The sequence below is a fragment of the Virgibacillus sp. 6R genome, from assembly GCF_001895305.1.
GTDB classification, from domain to species: Bacteria; Bacillota; Bacilli; order Bacillales; family Amphibacillaceae; genus Virgibacillus; species Virgibacillus pantothenticus.
On sequence record NZ_CP017762.1, the window covers coordinates 541,195 to 557,534 of the forward strand.

18 protein-coding genes are annotated in these 16,340 nt (G+C 38.0%); 5 read left to right on the forward strand and 13 right to left on the reverse strand.

The genetic code is table 11. The annotated features are described in order from the left end of the window. Positions 1-15 precede the first annotated feature (15 nt). Entirely contained in the window at positions 16-204 is a 189-nt protein-coding gene (locus BKP57_RS02620) for a hypothetical protein (protein WP_050353365.1), read from the reverse strand. 663 nt (positions 205-867) lie between these two features. Here BKP57_RS02620 and BKP57_RS02625 point away from each other — a divergent pair. Then, positions 868-1,068, forward strand: a complete 201-nt coding sequence (locus tag BKP57_RS02625) for a YtzJ family protein (RefSeq protein WP_050353366.1) — start codon at positions 868-870, stop codon at positions 1,066-1,068. A gap of 747 nt (positions 1,069-1,815) precedes the next feature. Here the strand turns inward: BKP57_RS02625 and BKP57_RS02630 are convergent. Beyond that, the gene (locus tag BKP57_RS02630) at positions 1,816-2,760 is read right to left on the reverse strand and encodes a DHH family phosphoesterase (protein WP_050353367.1); all 945 of its coding nucleotides are present in this window, start codon (positions 2,758-2,760) and stop codon (positions 1,816-1,818) included. A gap of 157 nt (positions 2,761-2,917) precedes the next feature. Between BKP57_RS02630 and BKP57_RS02635 the strand changes: the two genes are divergently transcribed. Beyond that, entirely contained in the window at positions 2,918-3,211 is a 294-nt protein-coding gene (locus BKP57_RS02635; RefSeq protein ID WP_050353368.1) for a YtpI family protein, read from the forward strand. 329 nt (positions 3,212-3,540) lie between these two features. On the opposite strand, the gene BKP57_RS02640 is transcribed toward BKP57_RS02635, so the two are convergent. From BKP57_RS02640 to BKP57_RS02655, 4 genes are all read right to left on the reverse strand, one after another. Next, entirely contained in the window at positions 3,541-4,848 is a 1,308-nt protein-coding gene (locus BKP57_RS02640; protein WP_050353369.1) for a DRTGG domain-containing protein, read from the reverse strand. 72 nt (positions 4,849-4,920) lie between these two features. Next, the gene (locus tag BKP57_RS02645) at positions 4,921-5,151 is read right to left on the reverse strand and encodes a hypothetical protein (protein WP_050353370.1); all 231 of its coding nucleotides are present in this window, start codon (positions 5,149-5,151) and stop codon (positions 4,921-4,923) included. A 205-nt stretch (positions 5,152-5,356) separates the two neighbouring features. Then, positions 5,357-6,121, reverse strand: coding sequence for a prepilin peptidase (locus BKP57_RS02650; RefSeq protein WP_050353371.1), 765 nt, complete (start codon positions 6,119-6,121; stop codon positions 5,357-5,359). A 239-nt stretch (positions 6,122-6,360) separates the two neighbouring features. Beyond that, the gene (locus BKP57_RS02655) at positions 6,361-7,041 is read right to left on the reverse strand and encodes a metal-dependent hydrolase (RefSeq protein ID WP_050353372.1); all 681 of its coding nucleotides are present in this window, start codon (positions 7,039-7,041) and stop codon (positions 6,361-6,363) included. A 181-nt stretch (positions 7,042-7,222) separates the two neighbouring features. On the opposite strand from BKP57_RS02655, the gene BKP57_RS02660 reads away from it, so the two are divergent. Then, a complete protein-coding gene (locus BKP57_RS02660; protein ID WP_072740947.1) occupies positions 7,223-8,320 on the forward strand; it encodes a M24 family metallopeptidase in 1,098 nt (365 codons plus the stop codon). Between the two features lie 89 nt (positions 8,321-8,409). On the opposite strand, the gene ald is transcribed toward BKP57_RS02660, so the two are convergent. Together ald and BKP57_RS22415 are read right to left on the reverse strand one after the other, a co-directional pair. Next, the gene (gene ald / locus BKP57_RS02665) at positions 8,410-9,528 is read right to left on the reverse strand and encodes an alanine dehydrogenase (RefSeq protein WP_050353374.1); all 1,119 of its coding nucleotides are present in this window, start codon (positions 9,526-9,528) and stop codon (positions 8,410-8,412) included. A 176-nt stretch (positions 9,529-9,704) separates the two neighbouring features. Beyond that, on the reverse strand, positions 9,705-9,869 hold the full coding sequence (locus BKP57_RS22415; RefSeq protein WP_169770812.1) for a hypothetical protein: 165 nt from the start codon (positions 9,867-9,869) through the stop codon (positions 9,705-9,707). A 132-nt stretch (positions 9,870-10,001) separates the two neighbouring features. On the opposite strand from BKP57_RS22415, the gene BKP57_RS02670 reads away from it, so the two are divergent. Beyond that, entirely contained in the window at positions 10,002-10,436 is a 435-nt protein-coding gene (locus BKP57_RS02670) for a universal stress protein (RefSeq protein ID WP_050353375.1), read from the forward strand. 404 nt (positions 10,437-10,840) lie between these two features. Here the strand turns inward: BKP57_RS02670 and BKP57_RS02675 are convergent, their stop codons facing one another. From BKP57_RS02675 to BKP57_RS02695, 5 genes are all read right to left on the reverse strand, one after another. Further along, complete coding sequence (locus tag BKP57_RS02675) at positions 10,841-12,031, reverse strand: acetate kinase (RefSeq protein ID WP_050353376.1); 1,191 nt, start codon at positions 12,029-12,031, stop codon at positions 10,841-10,843. A gap of 6 nt (positions 12,032-12,037) precedes the next feature. Then, positions 12,038-13,027: a class I SAM-dependent methyltransferase gene (locus tag BKP57_RS02680; RefSeq protein ID WP_050353377.1), complete on the reverse strand. Its 990-nt coding sequence runs from the start codon at positions 13,025-13,027 to the stop codon at positions 12,038-12,040. A 124-nt stretch (positions 13,028-13,151) separates the two neighbouring features. Further along, a complete protein-coding gene (tpx, locus tag BKP57_RS02685) occupies positions 13,152-13,652 on the reverse strand; it encodes a thiol peroxidase (RefSeq protein WP_050353378.1) in 501 nt (166 codons plus the stop codon). 599 nt (positions 13,653-14,251) lie between these two features. Further along, positions 14,252-14,707 carry a GerW family sporulation protein gene (gene ytfJ / locus BKP57_RS02690; RefSeq protein WP_050353379.1) on the reverse strand — a complete coding sequence of 152 codons (456 nt, stop codon included), beginning with the start codon at positions 14,705-14,707 and terminating at the stop codon, positions 14,252-14,254. Beyond that, on the reverse strand, positions 14,708-15,181 hold the full coding sequence (locus tag BKP57_RS02695) for a DUF2953 domain-containing protein (RefSeq protein ID WP_216872404.1): 474 nt from the start codon (positions 15,179-15,181) through the stop codon (positions 14,708-14,710). Between the two features lie 285 nt (positions 15,182-15,466). Between BKP57_RS02695 and BKP57_RS02700 the strand changes: the two genes are divergently transcribed. Then, a complete protein-coding gene (locus tag BKP57_RS02700) occupies positions 15,467-16,267 on the forward strand; it encodes an NAD kinase (protein ID WP_050353381.1) in 801 nt (266 codons plus the stop codon). The last annotated feature ends 73 nt before the right edge of the window (positions 16,268-16,340 follow it).

The window sequence follows — 16,340 nt, forward strand, 5'->3', positions numbered from 1 at the left end:
TTCGACCAACTGGATCTAACTTTTATTGCCCTTTAACTTTAGTACAATGATAATACTTACTGTGAATATTACATAAGCAGCAGCTCCAAATAAAATGACTAGTATCCAATTCACCTTATCAAAAAACAAAACTGAAGAAGAACTGAAAATAACCATCATCGCAATAGCAAAAACAATTCCAGCTAAGTACACATTTCGATTCATAAGCTTCTCCTTTCAAATCTTCAAATAGGCTTTATAGAAATAACCGCTTGATAATGAATTTCATCATGTTTTGCCTGTATAAGGTAAGACGTCCTTACAAGAGGTTGTATACTTGAACCACAATATCCACTCCACCTTGTAAAGCGCCATGTAGATATAGACATTCAGATTGCCAAGAAATCTACTTTTTGAATAAAGTGATTATGAGCTGCTTCCAATATAAATGATAATAAAGTGTATCTTCAATCCGTGGGGTTTTCATCCATCCCCACGGATTGTTCGCAGCCCAGGGGGAAGACCTAAAGACCTCTTACGAAATAGGGCATTTAGATGCTGTTATCTCCCGCTTAGACTTGTTGCAGTACAGATTATGCCACGCCTGTGAAGCGGGAGTCTTACAGCACCTTATATGGAAATAAATTTCTCTTGATTTCCATTGAAATTTATTTTATGAACGTTTTATGAAATATCCGAAAATTATTCATGATTAGCATGAATATCGTTTATACTAAAAATAACAAAGAATGCTCACTTCAACGCATTTCAATATTCTTGCTATTAACGTATAGCAAGAATGGTTACTATTTCAGTATGATGTATGAGTATATTGCACCTTATACAAATTTAGCTAATTTAAATCCTACCGAAAGGAGTGGATAAATCATGTGGGTAATCAGCCGCAGAAAGCAAAAAGATGAGAAAATTGCACGCTTAAAACAAGGAGACTCCGCATATGCAGAATCTCAAGAATTAATCCGGTTAATGAAGCGCGATATTGAAAAAGAGCATTTACAAGTCATTTATGAAGAGACCACTTCTGGTTGCTGGTTTATTCCGGTGGACAATAATAAGAGAACCTCATAATCCAGCATCCTCTCCTAAATAATCTACTAGTCAATTAATTCCAATCCTAGAAGGGGCTTTTAGCTTGTCAAGTGATGTTCACTTTATACGCTAAAGGCTCTTTCTTTGTAAGATAAGAAACCACCATGGCTCGCCTTGAGCGCGAGCTACCATCTATCATGAAAAAACTTTTGCTTTATAATGTTTAGATTCTTAAAATACTGTCTAAAATAAATGAGTTAGATAAGTTAAATAGAGTTGTTTTTTCATACAAAAGTATAAAATGAGGTGCTTATAGATAACGAAATAACCGACTAGCCACGTCCAGCGCATGAGCCCAGCAACGAGGCGACTTTAGAAATGCGCCCTACGATAAGGTCTCATCGGTTCGTCGCAAAGAGGAAGGCCGACTAAAAACGGGCTTGCCGCTCAGGCGTCGGCATACCCCTGTTTTTAGTGGCATGATTCCTTTATCCCGTAAAAAGGCGTTGTAGACTCCCACTTCAAGAATGTAAGATATGAGCTGAACAAGTCGAAGCGGGAGGTAACAGCACCTAAATCCCCGATTCGTTCAAGGGCCTTTAGGTCATACCCTGGTGGTACTAACAATCAGCGGGGATGAAGAAAACCCGCTGATGGAAGGTTCACTTTATCTTTAGTTGATTCGTTCCATTCGCTACGTTGCTAAACGGGCGCCCCGCGCCTTTGTTCAATTTACAACACTCACTCTTTCGTTCCTTGTCGATTGAACCTCGCTAGCAAACTTCATCAGCTATTCCGGTAAGCTTTACATACCGTTTGTAAATCAGCAATGACTTGATCAGCTTCTTCCCATGTTGTTACAGTTGCTCCAGAAGCCATTGGATGCCCTCCACCATTATATTTAGCTGCTAATTGATTAATGATTGGTCCTTTTGATCTTAAACGAACACGAATATTTTCCTCTTCTTCAATAAATATGACCCAAGCGATAATTCCTTCCACATCACCCAAGACACTAACAAGCTGTCCTGTATCATTAGGTTGAACGCCAAATTGCTGCAGAAGTTCTTTTGTCAATTTTACATAGGCCATGCCCTCCGCTTCATTCTGGAAGTTCTGATAAATATATCCTTTTAGCTTTGCTAAATTACTCTTTATGCTGTACATATTGTCATAAATAGCAGAACGGTCAAAATGATACTTAATCAGTTGTGCAGCGATTTTAAACGTTTTTTCCGTAGTGCTTGGATATAAAAACCTTCCTGTATCACCTACAATACCAGCGTATAGTAAACGGGCAACCTCATCTGTAAGCCTAAAACCCATGTTTTCAGCAGCCGCATAGAGGTCATAAATCATCTCACTTGTAGAACTGGCTTCTGTATTAACCCATTGAATATCTCCATATTCGTCTACGTTAGGATGGTGATCAATCTTAATTAATTTGTCTCCTAAAGCGAAGCGCTGGTCGGAAATTCGGCTCGTGTTCGCAGTATCACAAACAATAACAAGTGCTCCTTCATACTGCTCATCTGAAATTATATCCATTTTTGCTAGAAAAGATAAAGAAGGTTCTTCTTCCCCAACAGCATAGACTTCTTTATCAGGAAAAGAGTGTTTAATCAATTCTTTTAACCCTACTTGGGAACCAATTGCGTCAGGATCAGGACGTACATGTCGATGCACAATCACTGTGGAATATTGTTTAATTGCTTCTAATATGTGCTCCAAACGATCACCTACTCGAGAATTATTATTGTCTATCTGTAGCAAAATCAATAGAAAAAAGGTAAAATGGACAAAGAATCTACTGATTGAGATGATAAAAGAATGAAATTCCAAGTCGTAACAAGACTTGTTGAACAGAATTTAACTAGGGAGAGATCATATGCTTATTTTTGCAATCATTACCGTACTGTCATTCGTACTTTGGATCTATTACAAAGTAGCCATTCTAAACACGAATGATGGATTAAAACAAGCTTATTTTCATGCTAAATCACGAATTTGCTTAGGTAGCTTCCTCGTAGCATTCACTATTAATCAATACATTTTTTACCAAACTCGTATTTCATTGTTTGTTGGAATTGTATTTCTTGTTTTTGCTATTCCACTTCTTAATCGCGGAATAAAAGAAGTAAAGCACTACAAAAACGAATGGAAGCGATTAAACATATCGTAACAGCCGGTCCTCTTTAGCTGTAGTAGATAGTTGATTGATGTATTAAAAACTAAGGCTGATTTGCGTTTACTACAGATGTAATATGTGCGGTTGGCAGATAAGTGAATAAACGCCAATCAACTAATATATGATGGTTGGTGCAACTAACTCACACCGGAAATATACTCATACTCCGCTTTCTGCGGGCGGTTGGCGAGACTCTCGTGCTCTTGAACTACATGGTACGAGGTCTCACCGATTCCTAAGTCTGTGTAAACTTCCGAGGCTTTAGCAAGCGGTTGTTCATCTTTTGAAATTGTACGTCTTCTTTATGTTCCGCATTCTTTTTTCTAGCGATTCATCAATTGAGCCATTAATAAGCCTTTGCTAGCAAGCTTATGCTCCTCATATACCTCAATATCAATTTTGGCATATACTCTGCCAATTTCCAAAAGCTTTGGTTGAATACGTAGTGTACTATCGATTTGCACAGGCTTAATAAAATAAACCGTTAAATTTTCTGCTACTAAGTCACCTTTTTTATATTGCATTAGTAATCTTCTGCTTGCCTCTGTCATCAAAGCAGTACAAACACCACTGGATAATGTCCCTAATTGATTCGTCATTTGCGGGGCAACTTTGGTTTCAAAAACCCCTTGTTCCCGTTCTGATTCTAATATATTTCGTGATACAATATCATCAATGGTCTCGCCAACTTGCGGCTGCCGTTGATTTTGTTGCAGAGCTTTTAAAACATCCTGTCTTGATATAATGCCTTGCAATTGATTTTGCTCATCAGCTACAGGGATCACTTCAATACCTTCCCATACCATTAAGTGGGCGACTGAAGCTAAAGAAACATTCGTTTGAACCGTTTTAGGTTGTTTGCTCATTACCTTAGTAATCATCGTATCATCTGATTTCCCCACTACATCCTTTGACGTCGCCATTCCCAAAACACGCCTTCTATCATCAACCACTGGAAACCTGGTGTGTCTTGATTGTTTATTTAATGCATACCAATCAGCAACCTTGTCCCTATCTTTTAAATAATAGGACTTTTCATAAGGCGTATAAATATCTTCAACCAAAACAATTTCCTTTTTTATCAGCTGATCGTAGATCGCCCTGTTAATCATAGCTGCCACTGTAAACGTGTCATAGCTAGTAGAGATGATAGGTAGTTTCCTTTCGTCTGCAAGCCTTTTTATGTCCTCTTCTGTATCAAAGCCTCCGGTAATCAAGACTGCAGCACCTTCTTTAATAGCCAGTTCATGTGCTTTCGTCCGATTGCCTACAATTAATAAGGAATCAGCCTCTGTATAACGCATCATGTCCTCTAGCTGCATTGCTCCAATAACAAATTTATTTAACGTCTTATGCAGCCCTTCTCGTCCACCAAGCACATGACCTTCTACAATATTGATTAATTCTGCAAAAGTCAATCGTTCAAAATTATCTTTTTTCTTTTGTTCAATTCGAATCGTACCTACACGTTCTATAGTGCTGACGAGTCCTTTATTTTCTGCATCTTTAATCGCACGATAAGCTGTCCCGTCACTGACATGCAATTCTTTAGCAATTTGTCTAACGGAAATTTTATGGCCGATTTCCAATGAATGAATATGTTCGATAATTTGTTCATGCTTACTTTTCATGGCTCGCACACCATCTTTCAACTGTACTAATAAATTATTTATCACTTATTATACAGTTGAAATGGCAGAAACTCAATGATTATAGGTTTTTCGTTGCCTTTCTTTTTTCTGTTCCATAATTGGAAGCTGAATCATTTGTAATAACGAAGCGCTATTAGCACCGATTACAAGCAGAAAAAAGATTAGCCAACCTCCCCAAAATAATTGTGCTAAAAAGGTAGTACCCTGTGGTATAAATGGCCACGCTACATATAACATAAAACCGGCTAGTAAAAGTCGAAGCAATGCATATTGCCCTCGCATATCATTTCCCTCCTTCCCCTATTAATTTATGAGACAAACAGGTAATCAAGAACCTGCTAGGACCATCTTAGAACTAATCCTATCGAAATGATCGACCTGATGAAAACACTGATAGACTACTTTCATTATGCAAATGCCTGCATTACGATTACTATTAACGCTTTGGTTGCCTTTGGAAAGGAAATATTGAATGGTCATAACTGCTTTAATAAAAGGTGATGAAGCGTGTTATATACAAGTCAATCAGATTATCGCCATTGAAATAGGCAATCCAAGCGCCTATTACAATATATGGAGCAAAAGGTATAGGCTTACCAAGACTTACACGCTGATACGCTATCAATAAAACTCCAATGACCGCGCCAATGATACATGCTAGTACAAAACATAGCAGTAGCTTTGTTGTTCCTAACACCAAGCCAAGTAACCCAAATAATTTCATATCGCCCATCCCCATTCCACCTCGGCTCAAAATAATCACTAATAATGGAAGTAGTAAACCTACTAAGGCTCCTTGGAATGGATCCCACCAAGGTTCAAGTGGCTCTACGGTTCGAAGTATTATAAATAAAGGGAGAAAAAATAACAGTAATCGATTGGGGATCATCATGTAAAAGAGGTCTGTCACCAAGCAAATGATAAGCAAAGAGCTAAATAATAAGGCTACCATTAATTCTAGTTTCCAACCGAAGATGAGGTAACTCATTGCAAATAATATAGCAGTTAGTAGTTCCATTAGAGGGTAAATCGAAGAAATTTTGTGGTTGCATTGCCCGCATTTACGCTTCAAACATAAAAAAGATAAGACCGGGATAAGTTCAAACCAGTTTAATCGTTTACAACATTTTGGACAACGAGATCGTTCTGTAACAAATGACTCCCGCTTCGGTAAACGTATCCCTACTACAACAAAGAAGGAACCAAACACGAAACCGCATAAAGCAACAAATAAAAATGCAACTATTTCCACTATACCGTCTCCTTATTTTTTTTGATATTATGGTTGGTTTGAGGAATACCATAAATGAGGTAGTGTGCAAAAGAACCGTAGCAATTCAAGTCAATTCGCTGTTTCTAATATGTCGACTATAAAATTCCTTGTTCTTTTTTTCTTACTTGATGGAAAAAGTGGTTTTTATTTACGAAGAATTTAATGCAAGTACCGTGAGCCAATCGATATGACCCACGGTTGTGAATTACATGAAAAAATTAAAGACTTACTGATTCTCCAATAGCCATAGCCAGTCCTTTGCCTGGCTCTACCTGACTAGCAAATGCTTCAGCGTCCTGTTCAATCACCGGAAATGTATTGTAGTGGATCGGTACAACCTTCTTAGCATTTACCCACTTTGCAGCGATTAACGCATCTTCTGGTCCCATTGTAAAATTATCGCCAATAGGTATAAATGCAAGTTCAATGTCATTCATTTCCCCTATTAATTTTAAATCAGAGAACAGACCTGTATCGCCCGCATGGTAAATGGTTTTTCCTTCTACCGTTAATAAAATACCTGCAGGCATACCTGTATAAACAACAGATCCATCATCTTCTGTGTATGCAGAACCGTGAAATGCTTGCGTAAACTTTACCGTTCCAAACTCAAATGTTTGCTTACCACCGATATGCATTGGATGTACGTTTAAACCTTTGGTCCTCAGAAATTCAGCCAATTCATTAGGAGCAATGATCATTGCATTCGTTCGCTTAGCAATGGTAATCGTATCTCCTACGTGGTCATTATGACCATGTGTTAATAAAATAAAATCTGGAGTAACTGTTTCTGCATCTAAATCACATGCTTCATTGCCTGAAATGAACGGGTCAATTAAAATTAGATGGGAATCAGTTTGAACTTGTACAACAGAATGTCCATGATAAGATACTTTCACGATAACCTTCTCCTTTCAATGGTTTTGATTCATTATACCAAACATATATATAACGTTTGTACCCGATTGCTTTATTTTTTACACATCTGCTGAGGAATCACTAAAATCAATGCCTTTGCTTTTAATTGCAAGATTGATATTTGCTATAATAGTACATATAAAGTTAAAGGAGTGTCAAAGCATGGATCAAAGAATAGAAACGCTTTTAAATAAAATGGAACAGAGTAACATGGATAGCATTTTTATCACTTCACCAGCAAACGTATATTACATAACCAACTACTATACGGACCCTCATGAACGTCTTGTGGCAGTATTTTTAAGTAAGCACTCAGAACCTGTTCTTGTTCTTCCAGCAATGGAACAAGAAGATGCTAAAAACGCTGGTTGGGATTATTCTATCATTGCATACCTAGATCATGAAAACCCTTGGAAAATGTTAGCTAAATCAATAACCGAGAAGGAAACTTCTCCAACTACCATTGGAGTAGAATTTAATCATTTAACATTAGATCGCCACGTTATGCTGCAACAGCTTTTACCACGTACAGAAATGATGCATGCAGAAGAATTATTGGCTAATTTAAGAGTAATTAAAAACGAGCAGGAATATAGACGGCTTAAAACAGCAGCAGAGCTTGCAGATTTTGGTATAAAAACGGGAGTCGAAGCGCTAAAAGATGGGGTAACTGAATTAGAAATCGTTGCTAAAATTGAATATGAACTAAAAAAACAAGGTGTTCAAGCAATGTCCTTTGCTACTATGGCTTTATCTGGAACAAAAACTGCCTCTCCACACGGTAATCCTTCTATGAAGAAAGTTGCTCAAGGGGATATGGTACTGTTTGACTTAGGTGGTGTTTATGAAGGATATTGCTCAGATATAACAAGAACTGTTGCTTTTAAATCTATAACAGAAGAACAAGAACGCATTTATAACACAGTTTTGGCTGCTGAACAGAAGGCCATTGAAGCAGCACAAGTTGGGGTAGCGGTAGGTAAATTAGACCAAGCAGCGCGTGACTATATTACCGCAAGTGGATATGGTGCCTATTTCACCCATCGAATTGGCCATGGATTAGGAATAGAAACGCATGAATATCCATCTATGCACAGTGAAAACACGTTACCTTTACAGCCAAATATGTGTTTCACTATCGAGCCAGGAGTCTATGTGCCCAATATAGGTGGTGTTAGAATCGAAGACATGATTTACATGACTGATAACGGCGCAGAAACTTTAACACATTTTTCAAAAGAGTTAATAATTGTAGATTAAGGATAAACTTTTATTGTTCAGGTAATCTTAACTCGTTTTTTTAAAAAGCGGCGGGCGACAACCCCGCCGTATTGGACATCCAGAAAAAGTTATGCTTCAAGTAATGTATGCGGATCTACGTATTCCAAGCCATGAGCGGCAGCAACCGCACTATGGGTTACAAAGCCTTTCCAAGTATTTACTCCTTTTAATAACGGCTCGTTATTTTGACATGCTGCCACAACACCTTGGTTCGCTAATTGCAATGCGTATGGCACAGTAACATTAGTTAATCCGATTGTAGACGTTCTAGGAACAGCACCAGGCATATTAGCTACCGAGTAATGTAAGACCCCGTGCTTCGTATACGTTGGATTATCATGTGTCGTTACATGATCACTCGTTTCAAAAATCCCGCCTTGGTCAATCGCTACATCTACGATAACCGATCCATCAGACATGTTTTTCACCATTTCTTCCGTTACTAATTTTGGCGCTTTAGCTCCAGGAATGAGCACTGCACCTATGACAAGATCTGACTCAGCTAATGCTACACTAATGTTCATTGGATTTGACATCATTGTATTAATGGAAAATCCGAATATATCATCCAGCTGTCGGAGGCGCTCAGGGTTTAAATCAATAAGGGTTACATCCGCACCCAAACCAACTGCAATTTTGGCTGCGTTTGTTCCTACAACTCCCCCACCAATAATCGTTATTTTAGAACGCCTTACGCCTGGGATCCCACTTAAAAGAATACCCTTTCCACCTTTTGTTTTCTCCAAAAACTGCGCACCGATTTGCGAGGCCATTTTCCCAGCTACTTCACTCATAGGTGTTAAAAGCGGCAATGTATTATTTGCCAATTGCACTGTTTCATATGCTATAGCAGTTACTTGTTTATCGACAAGTTCTTTTGTCAATTCTGGCTCTGCAGCTAAATGCAAGTATGTAAACAATATCTGCCCTTCATGAAAATAATCGTATTCTTCTGGCAAAGGCTCTTTTACTTTCATTACCATATCTTGGCCCCAAGCTTCTTTGGCACTTGAAACAATCGTAGCACCAGCATCTTCATATTGTTCATCGGTAAACCCTGATCCTAATCCTGCGTTTGTTTCAATAAATATTTGGTGTCCCGATTTTGTTAACGAAAGCACACCAGATGGAGCCATTGCTACTCTATTCTCATTGTTTTTTATTTCCTTTGGCACTCCAATATTCATATTCCCATTACCTCCTAGTTCATTTTTATCTATAATCTAACAGTATCAAATATTGAAAAAAATAGGAAGCAGAAAGGGACCCACAAGGTAGGAGTCCCCAATGATATTTGTTCAAAAAAATCCGAGTTTGCCTATGATTACAGGCATTCTTCACGTTTTGAATAACCGAGTGCGGATTAATTTTTTCGATTATTAAACGTATAGATCCCCTTGTTATTATGCAATTGTTCAATAACCCCACTTTGATAGCTTTCATTTAGCTGATTTTTTACTGTAGCTATTCCTTTTTCATCTATGAACAATTCTTCTGAACGCTGATTCCGCTTTTGCTTTTTAGTCAATTTCATCTCACCTCTCTCTCTTATAGTGTAGCCATTATTTATGGTGCTATTACGCAAATAAATTTAGTAAAAACACCATATTTTGATTGTTGTTACGGCAAAATGGGTATATAGTGGAATTAGGAAGGGGAGATGAAAATGAAATATAAAAATATTGTTGTCGCTGTAGATGGATCAGAAGCATCGGAAAAAGCATTTAAAAAATCACTTGACATTGCTAAACGAAACGATGCAAGACTTATTCTTGCGCATGTTGTTGATTCACGCACGTTTGCTACTGCAGAAGCATACGACCGCACTTTAGCAGAAAGAGCGGATGAGTATGCCAAAGAATTATTGGACAGCTATGTCGATAACGCGAAAGCAGCTGGTCTAGAAGATTTAGTTCGATGTGTAGAATATGGTTCTCCGAAAGTAAAAATTGCAAAGGATATTGCCAAACAATTTGAAGCAGATCTGATTATTTGTGGAGCAACTGGTATGAATGCGGTAGAAAGATTTTTAATTGGTAGCGTATCCGAAAATATTACGCGCTACGCTAAATGTGACGTCCTTGTTGTACGATAAATACAAAATTGCAGCGTTTCTACCTGTTGAAGCGCTGCTCGTGCTTGTGAATCGGTTATTTGTCTCAGTTTTTTCGGAGCATTTCTCCTAACAGGACAAAGGCGCAAGCGCCCGTTTAGCAACGTAGCGAATGGAACGAATCAACGGAGATTAAAGGAATCATGCCACTATAACTGGAGGTTATGCCGACGTCTGGGCGGCAAGCCTGTTTTTAGTCGGCCTTCCTCTTAGCGACGAACCGATGAGGCCTTATCGTAGGGCGCATTTCTAAAGTCGCATAGTTGCTGGGCTCATGCGCTGGACGTAACTAGTCGGTTATTTCGTTATCCACAAGCACATCATTTTATAGGTTCCTATATAGCAAAAAGGTTTTGTCATGGTTAAACCACGCAAAACCTTTTATCTCAATTTGATTCCGTTAAACGCACGGTATCTCTTGCAATCATTACTTCTTCGTTTGTTGGAATAATGATTACTTTTACCGGTGAATGAGGATAATTTACGAATTGTTCTTTTCCTCGCGTATCATTTAAAGCAGGATCCCAGTACACACCCATAAACTCTAAGCCACGCAATACTTTTTCACGAATTAATACACTATTTTCTCCGACACCAGCAGTAAAGATAATTGCATCGACTCCACTCATTTTTGCTGCATAAGAGCCTAAATATTTGTGGATGCGCTCTGCAAATACATCTAATGCAAGCTTGGCACGTGGGTCTTCATCCGCTTTTTGCTCAATATCTCTCAAATCACTAGAAAAACCAGATAAAGCTAACATTCCACTTTCTTTATTTAACACATGAACGACTTCGGAAGCTGATTTTCCGGTTTTCTCCATGATATACGGAATAAGTGCTGGATCAATATCTCCGGAACGAGTTCCCATCGTCAAACCTGCAAGCGGCGTAAAGCCCATTGATGTATCAATGGATTTTCCACCTTGAATGGCAGCTATACTAGATCCATTTCCTAAGTGGCAAGAAATCAATCGTAGGTTTTCAAGCGGTACACCTAACAGTTCCGCTGCACGTTGTGATACATATTTATGTGAGGTTCCATGGAAACCGTATTTACGAATACCATAATCTTCATAATAGTTATAAGGTAAACTATATAAATAGGATGAAGGTGGCATTGTTTGGTGAAATGCTGTATCAAAAACAGCAACCATAGGCACATTTGGAAGAATACGGCGAAATGCATGAATTCCAGTTAAATGCGCTGGATTGTGTAACGGTGCTAATTCAGAAATCTCTTCAATCCCTTCAATTACCTGTTCAGTAATTAACACAGAATCGCTAAATTTTTCTCCTCCATGTACAACTCGGTGTCCAACTGCATTAATTTCATCGAATGACTGAATGACACCCGATTTTTTTAAACCGTCTAACAATTTTTTTACAGCTTCTTCGTGATTAGGGATGTCCCCAACAAACTTTTCTTGTTCCCCATTAGCTTTCATTTCAAAAATAGCTTCATGAAGTCCGATTCGTTCTACAAGTCCTTTCGCAAGAACTTCTTCTTCTGGCATTCGTATTAGTTGGAATTTCAAAGATGAACTACCGGCATTAATGGCCAATACATTACTCATTGCTGTTCAACTCCTCTTTTTGTACGTCTGGAACCAATTATTTATTTGACCTAATATATCTCCCATTGCATTGGTATTTGAAAATGAAGGCATTTTCACCAATAATGGTTGCTTAGGAGTGGTAGTATGGTGACCTTTTTTTTGTAGTATAAAAATACTCTTTCTATGCTTGTCTGATTGAAAAGCTGTATCAGGCAAGCTTAATATACCTACAATATGTGCATGTTTATGAAGAAATTGCTTTAATTGCTCTGCCTGATCGCTTTCAAATAAAAATGCTGGGATGACAAATAGAAGGTACCCTCCTGCTATCGTATAATTAAGACTTTGCTCGATAAATAAATGATGCGCGTAGGAATGACCTTCCTTCGCTTTCAATTCAAAATTACCAGAGCGGATATCATCGGGATAATATCCCACTGGTAAATCTGCGACAATTAAATCAACAGGATCTAGTAAGAAAGGCTGCAAACTATCTTGATGGAAAAATTCTATCTGTTGCTTCTGCATATTCGCATTCCAAGCAGCTAGCTGAATTAAAGTTGGGTCAATTTCACTTGCATATGCCTGTTTAACTTGAGATAGTTGGCTATATACCGTTGTAAGTAAGTTTCCGGTACCACTTGCTGGATCAAATATACGAATTTCTTTTTGATCTTCCATCAGCTTACCGCTAAGATAAGCAATAATTAAAGCAACTGTCTCAGGAGTCATCATATGCTGTGGTTGCGTCGAGCCTTTCATTCCTTTTAATATTGCCAGCTGATTGGCCTTTCTTATCTCTTCAATTGTAAATGCATCGATTGATGTTGTTTGTAGCAACTTTTCCAACTTGGAAGATAACTGCTCTTCAAACTCTATGGTAACTTCACGGTGGAACATGATCTCCATCGCATATATCAAGCTGTCCAAATAAGTTTCATTCATATGTTCTTGAATCGTTCCAGTAAGTTCATCCATCCATTCATACAACGTTTCTACGTTTGACTTTTTCATCAATCGCACCCTCCATTCGGTTGCTATAAAGCGCCATCTATTGTATCAAAAGCGTTAGCTGAATACAATGAATTGCTTTCATCCGATTGGACAGTAAAAATCCCCCTCACAGTGGAGAGAGACGTTAATTTGTCTTCTTAGCAGCTTCCAGAGCAGCATCATAATCTGGATGGTTGCTTACTTCACTTACATATTCTACATAGTTGACTTTGTCGTTACTATCAACAACGAATATAGCGCGCGCCAGTAAGCGTAATTCCTTTATAAGAACACCATATTGATGACCAAAACTCGCATCACGGTGGTCAGATAATATATCAAGTTGATCAATATTATGTTGGGTTACCCAACGCTTCTGTGCAAAAGGTAAATCCATACTCACGGTTAATACTTGAACATTCCCTATTGCAGCAGCTTCTTCATTAAAACGTTTTGTTTGGTCAGCACATACCCCAGTATCAATTGAAGGAACAACACTAATTAGCTTAACCTTTCCCTTGTAATCGTCCAACGTTACTTCTTTCAAATCATTCGTCAGTACGTTAAAGTCCGGTGCTTGATCACCGACCTTTACTTCATTACCTAATAGTGTGACTGGTTCATGTTGGAATGTTACGTTTGCCATAAGAATCATTCCTTCCTAAATAATTGTATTCCCCTACCATTATGAAGTGATTATAAGCTCATGTCCACTAATTTACAGGGAATAATTTGTGAACAAAATAACAACCGCTTTCATTCTTGTTTCATATCATTCAACTAAGTTTCCTGTAAAAGGAATAAAAAGCGTACAGCAATAAGTCGGTTTATTTCCCACAAACCAGTAGAAATAGTTTTAAGACAAAGCGATAAAATGAATTTTCGTCATTGGGGTTTTTCATTCATCCCCTACGGATTGTTAGTACCATAATGGTATGACCTAAAGGCCTCTTACGAAATAGGGCATTGCATTTAGGTAGTGCTGGTATCCCCCACTTAGACTTGTTACAGTTACAGATTATCCAACTCCTGAAGTGGGAGTCTTACAGCACCTTATATGCTGTGTCAGTTTACGGTACGGACACCTATGAACTTACTAGAAGCTTTTCTTGGCAGTGTGAAATCCGGAAACTTCGGTACTCTATTTTCCTACCCGTCACAGCTTGAATTTGTCGGACGGATTTGCCTATCCGACTTCCTCACTGCTTGGGCGCATACATCCCACGCAGTCTTCTCCTTTACTTTTTATACATCATATTGCGTTGGAGCCTGTTTTTCTTTTCTTTCTGTTTCCTTCTTTGGTGATTGCTTTTTATCAGCTGATTTGATAATCTCTTGGACTTTATCTACAACTTGCGGCGCAAAATCAAGCATTTTTTCGTAAATATGTGTTTGTTGGTCCAAATGTACCATCTTGATTCCTTGCTCACTTACAATTAAGAAAGCAACCGGTGTAATGGATACTCCTCCCCCACTTCCACCCCCAAAAGGGAGTGTCGCTTCACTATCCGTTGAAGCATTACTTGTTGATTGAAATTCACTACCACCTGCAGCAAAACCAAATCCAACTTTTGACACAGGAATGATGATACTTCCTTCTGGAGCTTGAACAGGATTTCCAATTATCGTATTTGCTTCTACCATATCCTTTAAATTTTCCATTGCTGTCGTCATTAGACCTTGTATAGGATGATCGTCCATTTATTTACACTCCTTCTCTTTTCTCTTTTCACTACCTAATATTCGCAATAGCTGTACAACGGTATGTATAGCTTGTGTGATTCGTGTTGAAACCATACAAGAAAAAAACATTTCAAAATGACTTTGTTGAAATAAAGGTTTCACTTGTAAGTCGGGCCGACAATCTTCCTTGCTTTTTCTCATAATCCAACTAGTAATGACTCCTTTTATCCCCCATACCCCCCCAGCCGTCATTCCAGTAAGAGCCGCATCTCCTATGCCTCCTTCTGTGTACCATTTCCAATTTCGAATAACTATATGCTGTAATGCAGTCGTAACAAGAGCATTTATCCTTGGGAGCATTTTGTATAGTTCTTGTAATTGGCTGAAAAAAGTATGGAAAGTGTCCTTTTGACCGTCCTCTTGCATATGATCAAGCCGAATAGATTTGTTAACCATCCGAATAAACAACCAATTTACTTGTATGGTTAACATCAAATAGGAAGGGCGATATACGATTTGTATGTTGATTTTCCACTTACTTATAAAAATAACTACGATCAGTATCAAGATAAAACATAAGATCATAAAAATGACCGGCATGTTTACCACCCCGTTGCTTATTTTTCCGCAAGTTACTATTTTTATCCAAAAACCTAGTTGTATTTCAAGTAATTTTTTTAACATTATAACGAAACATGGTAGAATAAGATGAAACTATGTTGCATTTCTAGTGGTAACAAAATGAGATGAGATAAACATCTTGGGAGGGATGATAGCATGACAGAACGAAATAACATCTTCTTTTATTATGTAACTAGCAAAGGTATTGAAGAAAAATTATCGACACTAAGTAATGTAGCTATTGAGAACGGTTTCGAAATTGTAGAGCATGCAAAAAATGCAAATATTATCGTTAGTATTGGTGGTGACGGTGCTTTTTTACAAGCAGCCAGAAAAACAGGCTACCGCCAAGATTGTCTTTACATTGGAATAAATCGATCTGGAGAATCGAGTTTATATTGCGACTTTAATATGGACAACTTCGATGAAATGCTCGACACAATGCAGCATGAGGAACTTGAAGTGCGACGTTTTCCTATTATTCATGCGAATGTAAATGGGGAAACAAGTTTTTATTGTCTTAATGAGATCAGCGTTCGATCAACGATCATTAAATCGATTGTGATCGATGTATATATCGATGATCAACATTTTGAGACGTTTCGTGGGGATGGCTTAATTGTGGCCACACCTACCGGAAGTACGGGCTATAATAAATCTACAAATGGTGCTGTCATCGATCCACGTATCCCTTGTTTTCAAGTAACTGAACTGGCGTCTATTAACAATAATCGTTATCGTACACTTGGTTCTTCTTTTATTCTGAACCAAGATAGAAAATTACGTTTATCCGTAAGACAAGATGGAAATGATTATCCAATTATCGGTCTGGATAATGAAGCTTATTCCATTCGCAACATACATGATATTACCGTTACTTTAAGTGATAAAGTAGTAAAAACAGTGAAACTGAAAAATAATTCATTTTGGGATCGAGTAAAACGAACATTTCTATAAGTGTATGTTTAAACAAGTAAACGAAAGGACTATCCACAAAAGGGATAGTCCTTCTTTACCATTTCTATATTTT

Bases quoted from the DNA above. Each gene is read 5' to 3' on its own strand.
- BKP57_RS02620 (WP_050353365.1), bottom strand. From the start codon at position 204: ATGAATCGAAATGTGTACTTAGCTGGAATTGTTTTTGCTATTGCGATG.
- BKP57_RS02625 (WP_050353366.1), top strand. From the start codon at position 868: ATGTGGGTAATCAGCCGCAGAAAGCAAAAAGATGAGAAAATTGCACGC.
- BKP57_RS02635 (WP_050353368.1), top strand. From the start codon at position 2,918: ATGCTTATTTTTGCAATCATTACCGTACTGTCATTCGTACTTTGGATC.
- BKP57_RS02640 (WP_050353369.1), bottom strand. From the start codon at position 4,848: ATGAAAAGTAAGCATGAACAAATTATCGAACATATTCATTCATTGGAA.
- BKP57_RS02645 (WP_050353370.1), bottom strand. From the start codon at position 5,151: ATGCGAGGGCAATATGCATTGCTTCGACTTTTACTAGCCGGTTTTATG.
- BKP57_RS02660 (WP_072740947.1), top strand. From the start codon at position 7,223: ATGGATCAAAGAATAGAAACGCTTTTAAATAAAATGGAACAGAGTAAC.
- ald (WP_050353374.1), bottom strand. From the start codon at position 9,528: ATGAATATTGGAGTGCCAAAGGAAATAAAAAACAATGAGAATAGAGTA.
- BKP57_RS02670 (WP_050353375.1), top strand. From the start codon at position 10,002: ATGAAAATGAAATATAAAAATATTGTTGTCGCTGTAGATGGATCAGAA.
- BKP57_RS02675 (WP_050353376.1), bottom strand. From the start codon at position 12,031: ATGAGTAATGTATTGGCCATTAATGCCGGTAGTTCATCTTTGAAATTC.
- BKP57_RS02680 (WP_050353377.1), bottom strand. From the start codon at position 13,027: ATGAAAAAGTCAAACGTAGAAACGTTGTATGAATGGATGGATGAACTT.
- tpx (WP_050353378.1), bottom strand. From the start codon at position 13,652: ATGGCAAACGTAACATTCCAACATGAACCAGTCACACTATTAGGTAAT.
- ytfJ (WP_050353379.1), bottom strand. From the start codon at position 14,707: ATGGACGATCATCCTATACAAGGTCTAATGACGACAGCAATGGAAAAT.
- BKP57_RS02695 (WP_216872404.1), bottom strand. From the start codon at position 15,181: ATGTTAACCATACAAGTAAATTGGTTGTTTATTCGGATGGTTAACAAA.
- BKP57_RS02700 (WP_050353381.1), top strand. From the start codon at position 15,467: ATGACAGAACGAAATAACATCTTCTTTTATTATGTAACTAGCAAAGGT.